Origin of the sequence: Mesorhizobium sp. M7A.F.Ca.AU.002.02.1.1 (assembly GCF_003998535.1) — a bacterium.
Classification (GTDB): Bacteria; Pseudomonadota; Alphaproteobacteria; order Rhizobiales; family Rhizobiaceae; genus Mesorhizobium; species Mesorhizobium ciceri.
On the sequence record NZ_RZPB01000148.1, the window covers coordinates 1 to 10,264 of the forward strand.

The following is a 10,264-nucleotide window of genomic DNA, read 5'->3' on the forward strand; positions in this document are numbered from 1 at the left end:
GGGCATTCCGGCCAACCCTGTCATGGCGCTGATGATCGGCGCCATGATCATCCAGGGCATCGTGCCCGGCCCCAATGTCGCGACCGAACAGCCGGCGCTGTTCTGGGGCATCATCGCCTCGATGTGGATCGGCAATCTGATGCTGATCATCCTCAACCTGCCGCTGATCGGGCTTTGGGTGAAGCTGCTGACGATCCCCTATTACGTGCTTTTCCCGATCATCATGGCGTTCTGCTCGATCGGCGTCTACAGCGTCAACAGCAACGTCTATGATCTCTACGCCGTCGCCTTCTTCGGCTTCCTCGGCTACCTCCTGACCAAGCTGCGCTGCGAACCGGCACCGCTGCTGCTCGGCTTCGTGCTCGGCCCGCTGCTCGAGGAAAATCTGCGCCGCGCCATGATTCTCTCGCGCGGCGACCCGAGCACCTTCGTGACCAGACCGATCAGCGCCGGCCTGCTGCTCATAGCGCTCGCCGTGCTCGCCGTCGTCTTCCTGCCGGCGGTCAAGAAAAAGCGCGAAGAGGTGTTTGTGGAGGAGAGTTGAATTACGCCGCCGTTCCGCCTCGGTCCTGAACCTCTTCGACCGGGTCGAGCGGTGCGATCGGCACCAGCGGTGCCGGCACATCGGTCGTCTTGACCTCGGCCTTGCAGATGTCGGCGATGACGCAGGCCGGGCAATCCGGCTTGCGCGCCTTGCAGACGTAGCGGCCATGCAGGATCAGCCAGTGATGTGCATGGCGCATATATTCGTCCGGAATGATCTTCAACAATCCCTGCTCGACCTGTTCCGGCGTCTTGCCGGGCGCTAATCCGAGCCGGTTGCCTATGCGAAGAATGTGCGTGTCGACCGCCATCGTGTGCTGGCCGAAGGCCATGTTGAGCACGACATTGGCGGTCTTGCGCCCGACCCCGGGCAGCTTGACCAATTCATCTCGATTATCGGGTACCTCGCCGCCATGGTCGCGGATCAGCGCCTGCGACAGCGCAATCAAATTCTTCGCCTTGTTGCGCCACAGCCCGATGGTGCGGATATATTCGCCGACCCTTGCTTCCCCCAGCGCCAGCATCTTGTGCGGCGTATCGGCGGCCCTGAACAGCGCCCGCGTCGCCTTGTTGACGCCTACATCCGTCGCTTGCGCCGACAGCACCACCGCGACCAGCAGCGTGAAGGCGTTGACATGTTCGAGCTCGCCCTTCGGCTCGGGCCGCTGGACGGAAAAGCGCCGGAATATCTCTTTCACTTCGGCCGGGCTGTAGCGTAACGCGCTTCGCGCCGGCCGCGGGCGCGGCTTTGCGTTCGAACCATCGCGTCGTGCGGGCAACGGCTCTTTTTTGGACAGGGAAGAATCTTTGGACTTGGGGCTTGCCATTTCCCTCCTATAATATCCCCTCATGAGCGACACAAACGCCTCGTTTCAGGCCGACGAGCCATTCTTTCAGGCGCTACTGACCCCGCACCGGTCTCTGGGCCGGACAGGCTTCTTCGTCCTGATGGGCGCGCTGCTGTTCGGCTGGCTGGTGACAGGCGCGTTTTTCCTGTCGCGCGGCGCCTGGCCGGTGTTCGGCTTCTTCGGCCTCGACGTGGCCGCCGTCTACATCGCCTTTCGCATCAACTATCGTGCCGCTCGCGCACGCGAAGAAGTCTCGGTTTCGCGCACCAGCCTCGACATCCGCAAGACAGCCCCCTCGGGGAAATCGGAAGCGCATCGCTTCAATCCGTTCTGGGCGCGGTTTTCGGTGGCCCGTCACGCCGAGATCGGCATCACAGGCATGACGGTGCAAGGTGAAGGCCAGAACGTGCCGATCGGATCGTTCCTGGACCCCGATTCCCGCGAGAGTTTTGCCACCGCCTTTTCGCGCGCGCTGGCGCCCGCCAAGACACGCTGAGGCAGCCGCGAGCGATTCCTGGGCTCGAATCCGGTGCCTATCCGGGTATGCGCCGCAAGAAGGCAAGTTTCGGGTGGCGATCGACGCCCCGAGGGGCGATATTCCGGCTCAAGGAGACAGTTCCATGAGCACACACACCGCAGTCCTCAAAAAGGACATCACGCCTGAGGGCAGCGATTATGAGATCGTGCGCCGTGCCATCGAGAAGATCAGTCTCGACTATCGCGATCAGCCTTCCCTCGAAGAGCTGGCCGAGGAGGTCGGCGAGACGCCGACCGGCCTGCAAAAACTCTTCACCCGCTGGGCCGGCCTGTCGCCCAAGGCCTTCCTGCAGGCGGTGACACTGGACCATGCGCGCAGGCTGCTCGATTCCGGCATGCCTCTGCTCGAGACCTCATTCGAACTGGGCATGTCCGGCCCCGGCCGGCTGCATGACCTGTTCGTCACGCACGAGGCGATGTCGCCGGGCGACTACAAGACACGCGGCGCCGGGCTCACCATTCGCTACGGCTTCCATTCCTCGCCGTTCGGCACCGCCCTGATCATGGCCACCGAGCGCGGGCTCGCCGGCCTCGCCTTCAGCGACCCCGGCGAGGAACGCGCCGCCTTCGCCGACATGTCCAGCCGCTGGCCGAACGCCATCTACGTCGAGGACATGACTGCCACCGGCCCCTATGCCGCCCGTATCTTCGACCCGACGCTGTGGCGCCCCGACCAGCCGCTGCATGTCGTCATGATCGGCACCGACTTCCAGGTTCGCGTCTGGGAGGCGCTGCTCAAGATCCCGATGGGCAAGGCCCGCACCTATTCCTCGATTGCGGCCAGCATCGGCGCACCGTCCGCCAGCCGTGCGGTCGGTGCGGCCAACGGCGCCAATCCGCTCTCTTTCGTGGTGCCTTGTCACCGCGCCATCGGCAAATCAGGCGACCTCACCGGTTATCATTGGGGCCTGACCCGCAAGCGCGCCATTCTGGGTTGGGAAGCCGGGCAGGTATCGTAATATCGATTTTTCTCGATATTGCGAAGAAAAACATGGTTCTATCGGCGCTATCAAGTATAAGCGCTATTTACGCTGTGGTTCCGCTTTTGCAACCGAGGGCAACCTCCGGTTCCTGTAGTTGTTATTTTTGAGGCGTTATTTTAGGTAACTCTAAATTAACCACGATAAAGTGATGATGCTCTCATATTAATCCGGACGATCCGGCTTGATAGGAGGTCTCGATGACATTGTTTCGCGCCGCCTGCGGCGCAGCTCTGCTGGTTGCCAGCGTCGACGAGGCCGCGTTGGCCACGACGCAGAATGTCATCTTCAACGGCACGATCGCGCCCACCTGCACGCTGGTCGTTGCCACCAACGGTACGATGACGGCCAGTCCCGATCTCCAGTCCCTGAGCTCCCACAACAGCGGCGGCTCGGCTGGAACCGTGACGCTGACGACGACCGGAGGTGTGTCGCTGAGCGTCGACCCGGTCACCACCATGACGGTGCCATCCGCCGACAGCACGTCGACGACCTGGACACCCACCTACTCCGCCGCCGGCGCGCATTCCATCGTCGAGACCGGCTCGACAACCAGCATCACCACCCCCGGCGCAGATCTCGTCTCGGTTCACCTTGCCGGAACCAAGGGCGGCAGCAATCGCTTCGCCAACGGCAATTATCAGGCAACGGTAACGCTGCGCTGCGAATGACGCGAGCGAAGGAGGGGTCGTGAAACATGCTCGAATCCTGGCGACGGCGTTGGCCGTCGGATTGGCGCCCGTTGCCGCCAAGGCTCAGTCGATGTCGCCGATGCGTGGCGAGATCAACAGCTTCACCGACGTCTTTGCGGTTCGCGTCTTCCCCGCCAATCCCTACGACCGCAACATCCGGGTCGAAATTCACGTCTACGATCAGGATTTCCAGCCGGTAGATGCCAGGGTCTCTCCAAATGTCTTCCAACTGGCCTCCCAGGCCTCCCGTTCTGTCCTTGTGGTTGTGCCTTTCGGCGGCGCTGCCGAGCGTAAAGTGCGTATCTGTACCGAAAGCATCCCCTTTCCCAATCAACAGACGCAGATAAGGGCACAGATATGCGGAAAGTTTTTTGGGCGCCGCAAGTCCTGACACTGGCGCTCGCGGCTGTTTGGGCGGGTGCCTCGCCGGCCGGGGCCGAGGACGTCTACAACCTCAACCAGAACGAAAGCGGCTTCAACCTGCCCGGCGTCACCTTGCCCCAGGGCCAGGACGAGGTCCATGCCGCGGATGGCACCACTTGCCGTTCCGCCGTCTCCGGCTCCGGCGCCTATGTCGATCTCGGCGTCATCAGAGGCAACAGCCAGTCCGACAATGATGTCGCCACTTACGGCCGCGTGGTGATCCCCATCGGGCGTACGCCCAAGCGCGTCGATTGCAGCCGTCTCTACGAGCTTGAGGTCGAGCGCCTTCAGCTGGAGCTGAAGCTCCTCAAAATGGGCCTCGGCACCGACGGCCAGACGGCGAGTATTGCCGCCACCGCTCCCGCGACCGCATCACCGGGGTGGGCCAACGAAGGCTGGAGCATCAGAACCGGAAATGGCGATGGCAAGAAAAAGAAGAAGCAGTAGCCGCGCGCTGTTTGCGATGGCGGCACTTGCCGGTTCCTGCCTTCCGATGCAGGCGGCGATCATCGGCACCTGCACCATCATGGTCGGGGCGTCCGGAACGATGAAGGCCAGTCCCGCCATCAGCATACTGGGCTCCAAACAGGCAGGCGGATCGAGCGCCAGCGCCACCGTGGTGGCAAGCTCCCTGTTATGCTCAATACTCAACCTGCTTGACTGCTATTCGGTTTCGGCGCCGGCGCCTGCCGCATTCTCGTCCGCGCCGAGCGGCGGTGGCACCAACGTGACGTTCGCTTCGGTCTTCCGCCTCGATGGCTCGGGGGCCGATGTCAACGGAAGTGTGCCGCAGAGGGTTGCCAACGGCACCCACGCGATGCAGGTCGACCTCACCGCCACCAAGTCGAGCGGTATCTTTCCCGCCGGCAACTATCAGGGCACGGTCACCGTGCGCTGCGAATAAGGCCGCGACAACTCAAATCGGGCTGGACCATGCGCGTGGTCTGGCAAGCTGCGGCCTTACAGGTTAGCTTCCACGCAATCGGAACGATCTGCGTTCGCCCGGACGCACGAAGACGCTCCGGCATTTTGAATTTGCGTTGCCAGGAGGCCCTGCTTGATTATCGTCATCGGCTCGATCAACCTCGACCTTATCGCCAAGGTCGACCGCTTGCCGAGCCCCGGCGAGACGGTGGGCGGCTCGGCCTTCACCACCGCGCCCGGGGGCAAGGGCGCCAACCAGGCCCTGGCCGCCGCACGCGCCGGCGCCTCGGTGCGCATGGTCGGCGCCGTCGGCAGGGACAGCTTCGCCGCCGAGGCACTGGCATTGCTGCGCGACGGCAAGGTCGACCTGTCCGGCGTTGCCGAGACTCACGCCTCGACCGGCACGGCACTGATCATGGTCGCCGACGACGGCGAGAACATCATCGCCGTGGTGCCGGGCGCCAACGCTTCCGTGGTGCCCGGCGATCTCTCCAAGGCCTTTCTGAAAAAAGGCGACGTCGTGCTGCTGCAAAATGAGATTCCGCTGGCCACCGTCGATGCCGCCCTCGACCAGGCAAGGGCGGCCGGCGCCATCACGGTGCTCAACACAGCACCTTTCCAGGCGCAAGCAGCCGGCTTTCTCGGCAAGGCCGACTATGTCGTCGCCAACGAAACCGAGTTCGACCTGTATGGCGAAGCGCTGTCGCTGCAAGGCCGCGATCGGGCGGTGCGCATGCGCGACTTTGCCGGAAAGACCGGCCGCACCGTCGTCGTCACGCTCGGCGGCGATGGCGTGATGGCGGCGACACCGACCGAGTTCCTGGCCGTTGCTGCGCGCAAGATCGTCCCCGTCGACACGGTCGGCGCCGGCGATACGTTCTGCGGCTATTTCGCCGCCAGCCTGTCGTCGGGCCTCACGCTCGAACAGGCGCTGGCGCGCGCCGGCGCGGCCGGCTCGCTGGCCTGCCTGAAACCTGGCGCCCAACCGGCGATCCCGCTCGCCAAAGACGTCGATCAGGCGCTGCAGGAAACCCATTAAAATGCTGCGTCCTCAAACAAAACATGCCGTGCCACCGGCAGGCGACATCTGCCGCCTGTCCGCAGTCGAACTCGCCGGCGCGATCCGGGAGAGGGAGCTTTGCGTGCGCGAGGTGGTGGCGGCATTCCTCGACCGCATCGAGGCGGTCAATCCGCTGGTCAACGCCATCGTCTCCTTGCGCGATCGCGCCGATATCCTGCGCGAAGCCGATGCGGCCGATGCCAGCCCAACGCGAGCCAAAACCAACCCGCTCTTCGGCCTGCCGATGGCCATCAAGGACCTCGCCTCGACCACGGGCCTCAGGACCTCTTTCGGCTCGCCGATCTTCGCCGATTTCGTGCCGCAGGAGGACGATTTCTTCGTCGAGCGCATCCGCAATGCCGGCGCCATTATCATCGGCAAGACCAACGTCCCCGAATTCGGGCTTGGTTCCAACACCTACAACGCCGTGTTCGGGCCGACGCTGAACGCCTTCGATCCGGCCCTGACCGCCGGAGGCTCGAGCGGCGGCGCGGCCGTTGCCCTGGCGCTCGACATGGTGCCCGTCGCCGATGGCAGCGACTTTGGCGGCTCGCTGCGCAACCCGGCCGCCTGGAACAATGTTTTTGGCTTCCGCCCGTCGCAAGGACTTGTTCCCGGCGGACCCGATTTCGAAGTCTTCCATGCGCAGATGGGCGTCGACGGGCCGATGGGCCGCAACGTCCGTGACATGGCACTGCTGCTCGATGTGCAGGCCGGTTACCACCCGCACGCGCCATTGTCCTACGAGAAACCCGGCTCGTTCCTCGAAGGGCTTGGAATACCCGCAACTGGTGGCCGCATCGCCTGGCTCGGTGATCTCGGCGGTCATCTGCCGGTTGAAACAGGCGTTCTCGGCCTGTGCGAGGCGGCACTTGGCCGCTTTGCGGAAGCGTCCTTCGCGACCGAGCCCCTGCTGCCGGATTTCGATTTCGAAGCGCTGTGGCAGGCCTTCGTGACGCTGCGCCAGGCCAGCAGCGGCTGCGCGCTCAAAACCCACTATGACGATCCCGCGAAGCGCCGCCTGCTCAAGCCGGAAGCCATCTGGGAAGTGGAGAACGCAACGCGGCTGACGGCGCCGCAGATCCGCGCCGCTTCGGTCATCCGCACGTCCTGGCATCGCACGCTGCTGTCGATCTTCGACCGCTATGATCTGATTGCGCTGCCGACAGCGCAGGTCTTCCCCTTCGACATCGATACGCATTGGCCGCGTGAGGTCGCCGGACGCACAATGGACAGCTATCACCGCTGGATGCAGGTTTCCGCCTTCGCGACCTTGGGCGGCTGCCCGGCGGCCAATGTGCCGGTCGGCTTCGACGATAGAGGGCGGCCGATGGGCATGCAGCTGATCGGCCGGCCACGCGGCGACCTTGCCGTGCTCAAGGCGGCGGCCGCCTATGAGGCAACACTGCCCTGGCCGGCCGGCGCCTGAATCGCACGCGTTGGCGGCCGCGGCGCTTCGCGCACCGGCTTGCATCGCTATCGCCGCCATGCATTGATTATCCTCAGCCGCGCCGCCTCGGCGGTATTCCTGGGGAAAAAGCATGTCGCTCGAACTCTACGCCGCCTATGTCCTCGCTTGCATCGTCATTATCCTGGTGCCCGGTCCGACGGTCACGCTGATCATTGCCAACAGCATCCGCCATGGCTCGCGCGCCGGCCTCGCCAACGTCGCCGGCACGCAGGCCGGGCTTGCCGTGATGATCGCCATCGTCGGCATCGGCCTCAACACGCTGATCGCAGGCATGGGCCACTGGTTCGAGTGGGTACGACTGATCGGCGCGGCCTATCTGATCTGGATGGGTGTGCAGATGTTCCGCTCCAAGGGCACGTTGAATGCCGATGGAACAGCGAGAAAGCCGCGCGGCGGCTTCTTCCTGCAGGGCCTGCTGGTGGCGCTGAGCAACCCCAAGACGCTGATTTTCTTCGGCGCCTTCTTTCCGCAGTTCATTTCGCCGCAAGGCAACTACTCGCTGCAGATCGCCGTCATGGGTCTGACCGCCATGATCTTCGCCGCCTTCTCGGATTCGACTTACGCGCTGGCCGCCGGCCGCGCCGGGCGCCTGCTGTCGGCCGGCCGCATCAAACTCCTGTCGAGGATCAGCGGCAGCTTCATGGTCGGCGGCGGCCTGTGGCTGGCGTTTTCGCGGTCGAAGTAAAGGCGGCCGAGCCGGCGCCGCAAGGAGTTGCAGCACCCTGGAATGGCAACAGATTGAAAGTGTGCTGTCCCACCACCACATGAATCTGGCTTGAGGGATTCATGTCTGTCTTTTGGACTTGGGATGGTTTGAAGAGGAACGCGCCTGGCGTGATCCTCTTTATTGGTGCGTTTGCGGTTATGATCATGTTGGCGGCAAACAAATGGATCAACGACGCCAGCCCGATCCGATCGGTCGACACAGTCGAGGCAAACGTCGAAAGTGTCCGGTTGGACCATGGCCGCGGCATATATCTGGTTTCTATCGAGAACGGTTCGTCTGTCCTTATCGATGACGATCACCCGCATCTGATCGGCTCGCGCACAAACATCGAACGCGTCACGCGCGACAATGGCTTCGTCTTCTACCGATTCGTGAATTGAATCATGGCAACAGTATCTTCTCTCAGAAACCGCCTGCTTCTGTTTCAGGCAGAATACCGAGACGCAGTCATTGGTGTCGTATTCTTCTGCGCACTGCCCCTGGCGGCGCTGATCCCGATTGCGATGAACCAGGACAATCCGGTTGTGGCAACTCAGAGTGTGATGGGCACTATCGAGTATGTGAGGTTAATGCCCATCAATCCGAAGATGGCTGCCGGGCGCGGGCTGTATTACACATACGATGTCCGCCTTGATGGCAACAGCGCGGTGACATCCATCGATGATGAAGTGGGGATGCCGCACCTTGTCGGTTCGGTCATCCCCATCGAGCGGCAACATCATAAGCGCGGCGGAGACACCTATCGGTTTCTCAATGAGTGAAGACGCGTGCTCACAAGTTCAGTTCTGTTCTGACGGTCAGTTAAGCCGCCCCAGCCTCTCCACCAGCAAGGCGAAAAACGCATCATGGTCGATGTCGCGCATCACCATGGCGTTCTTCGGCCGTTTGGTGACGCCCCACCAGTCGATCACGGTCATGCCCATGGTCAGTTCCGAGGCGGTTTCCACGCTGACGTTGCAGTTGCGGCCCTTGAACAGGTCCGGCTTCAACAGATAGGCGATGACGCAAGGATCGTGCAGCGGGCCACCGTCGGTGCCGTATTTCTCTTCATCGAAGCGCTCGAAGAACTCCAACATCTCCGCGGTGGCGGTGCCGACCCTGGTGCCCAGCGCGCGGAAGGCCTGCGTGCGCTTGGCGGTGGTCAGCGCCTTGTGGGTGACGTCGAGAGGCATCATGACGATCGGAATGCCGGATTTGAGCACGACATCTGCGGCCTGCGGGTCGACATAGATGTTGAATTCGGCGGTCGGTGTGACATTGCCGCCTTCGAAGAAGCCGCCGCCCATCAGCACGATTTCCTTGATGCGCGGTGCGATGCGCGGCTCGCGGATCAGCGCCAGCGCAATGTTGGTGAGCGGGCCGAGCGCGCAAAGCGTGATCGTGCCGCTTTCTTCGCTCATCAGCGTCTCGACGATGAAATCGACCGCGTACTGGTCCTGCAGCTTCATCGTCGGTTCGGGCAATTGCGGACCGTTGAGGCCGGTCTTGCCATGCACTTCCTCGGCGGTGACCAGTTCGCGCGTCAGGGGCCGGATGGCACCGGCATAGACCTTGATGTCCGGGCGGCCGGCCAGCTCGCAGATCTTGCGGGCATTCTTTTCGGTAAGCTTCAGCGGCACGTTGCCGGCAACGGCTGATATGCCGACGATCTCCAGTTCGGAGCTGCCGAGCGCCAGCAATATGGCGACGGCATCATCCTGGCCGGGATCCGTGTCGATGATGATCTTGCGTGACTGGGGCATTTCAATTCCTTGTTTGGCGAGGTCGTGGACTTGCATCGATCCGATCGGAACATCCAAATGACGCCGAAGCGGCCGCGAGCTGCCAGGCCGAACCGCTCGACCGGGGAAGACAATCCCGACCCGCGCGCTTTTCCTTGCATCTGCTCGCCGTTTCAAGCGCCATGTCTGTCATTCCTGTGAGTCCACGGCCTGGTCTTTTTGGGCGGGTCTGTTGACGGCTTGAACTTGGTCGCGGGGCGGACCATATCAAGGCCATCGGGAAAAATGCCATCTGGGTTTTTCCACTTTATGTCGCTCTTGAGAGGACACTGTAACAT

The 10,264-nt window shown here is 62.9% G+C and carries 14 protein-coding genes; 12 read left to right on the forward strand and 2 right to left on the reverse strand.

All coding sequences use genetic code 11. The features are described from left to right. The coding region (locus tag EN879_RS11985; RefSeq protein ID WP_206520936.1) for a tripartite tricarboxylate transporter permease at positions 1-544 on the forward strand (544 nt) is incomplete at its 5' end. Position 545: 1 nt separating this feature from the next. Here EN879_RS11985 and nth read toward each other — a convergent pair. Then, the gene (gene nth, locus EN879_RS11990; protein WP_063169002.1) at positions 546-1,370 is read right to left on the reverse strand and encodes an endonuclease III; all 825 of its coding nucleotides are present in this window, start codon (positions 1,368-1,370) and stop codon (positions 546-548) included. Positions 1,371-1,392: 22 nt separating this feature from the next. Between nth and EN879_RS11995 the strand changes: the two genes are divergently transcribed. The 11 genes from EN879_RS11995 (at position 1,393) to EN879_RS12045 (ending at position 8,966) form a co-directional block, all read left to right on the forward strand. Then, positions 1,393-1,887 carry a DUF2244 domain-containing protein gene (locus EN879_RS11995; RefSeq protein WP_063169003.1) on the forward strand — a complete coding sequence of 165 codons (495 nt, stop codon included), beginning with the start codon at positions 1,393-1,395 and terminating at the stop codon, positions 1,885-1,887. A gap of 124 nt (positions 1,888-2,011) precedes the next feature. Then, the gene (locus tag EN879_RS12000; RefSeq protein WP_024502817.1) at positions 2,012-2,887 is read left to right on the forward strand and encodes a bifunctional helix-turn-helix domain-containing protein/methylated-DNA--[protein]-cysteine S-methyltransferase; all 876 of its coding nucleotides are present in this window, start codon (positions 2,012-2,014) and stop codon (positions 2,885-2,887) included. A gap of 221 nt (positions 2,888-3,108) precedes the next feature. Continuing rightward, on the forward strand, positions 3,109-3,579 hold the full coding sequence (locus EN879_RS12005; protein ID WP_027161336.1) for a hypothetical protein: 471 nt from the start codon (positions 3,109-3,111) through the stop codon (positions 3,577-3,579). 19 nt (positions 3,580-3,598) lie between these two features. Next, the gene (locus EN879_RS12010; RefSeq protein WP_027161335.1) at positions 3,599-3,991 is read left to right on the forward strand and encodes a hypothetical protein; all 393 of its coding nucleotides are present in this window, start codon (positions 3,599-3,601) and stop codon (positions 3,989-3,991) included. Next, positions 3,958-4,470 carry a hypothetical protein gene (locus EN879_RS12015; RefSeq protein ID WP_027161334.1) on the forward strand — a complete coding sequence of 171 codons (513 nt, stop codon included), beginning with the start codon at positions 3,958-3,960 and terminating at the stop codon, positions 4,468-4,470. The genes EN879_RS12010 and EN879_RS12015 overlap by 34 nt, the downstream gene beginning before the upstream one ends. Next, positions 4,445-4,927: a hypothetical protein gene (locus EN879_RS12020; RefSeq protein ID WP_027161333.1), complete on the forward strand. Its 483-nt coding sequence runs from the start codon at positions 4,445-4,447 to the stop codon at positions 4,925-4,927. The genes EN879_RS12015 and EN879_RS12020 overlap by 26 nt, the downstream gene beginning before the upstream one ends. A gap of 153 nt (positions 4,928-5,080) precedes the next feature. Further along, on the forward strand, positions 5,081-5,986 hold the full coding sequence (locus EN879_RS12025; protein ID WP_063169004.1) for a ribokinase: 906 nt from the start codon (positions 5,081-5,083) through the stop codon (positions 5,984-5,986). Position 5,987: 1 nt separating this feature from the next. Further along, the gene (locus tag EN879_RS12030) at positions 5,988-7,436 is read left to right on the forward strand and encodes an amidase (protein ID WP_063169005.1); all 1,449 of its coding nucleotides are present in this window, start codon (positions 5,988-5,990) and stop codon (positions 7,434-7,436) included. Positions 7,437-7,548: 112 nt separating this feature from the next. Further along, a complete protein-coding gene (locus tag EN879_RS12035; protein ID WP_013529595.1) occupies positions 7,549-8,163 on the forward strand; it encodes a LysE family translocator in 615 nt (204 codons plus the stop codon). Between the two features lie 101 nt (positions 8,164-8,264). Next, a complete protein-coding gene (locus EN879_RS12040) occupies positions 8,265-8,585 on the forward strand; it encodes a hypothetical protein (RefSeq protein WP_013529594.1) in 321 nt (106 codons plus the stop codon). Positions 8,586-8,588: 3 nt separating this feature from the next. Next, positions 8,589-8,966, forward strand: coding sequence for a hypothetical protein (locus EN879_RS12045; RefSeq protein WP_063169006.1), 378 nt, complete (start codon positions 8,589-8,591; stop codon positions 8,964-8,966). Positions 8,967-9,002: 36 nt separating this feature from the next. Here EN879_RS12045 and EN879_RS12050 read toward each other — a convergent pair whose 3' ends face one another. After that, positions 9,003-9,947, reverse strand: a complete 945-nt coding sequence (locus EN879_RS12050; RefSeq protein WP_063170333.1) for a nucleoside hydrolase — start codon at positions 9,945-9,947, stop codon at positions 9,003-9,005. Positions 9,948-10,264 lie beyond the last annotated feature (317 nt).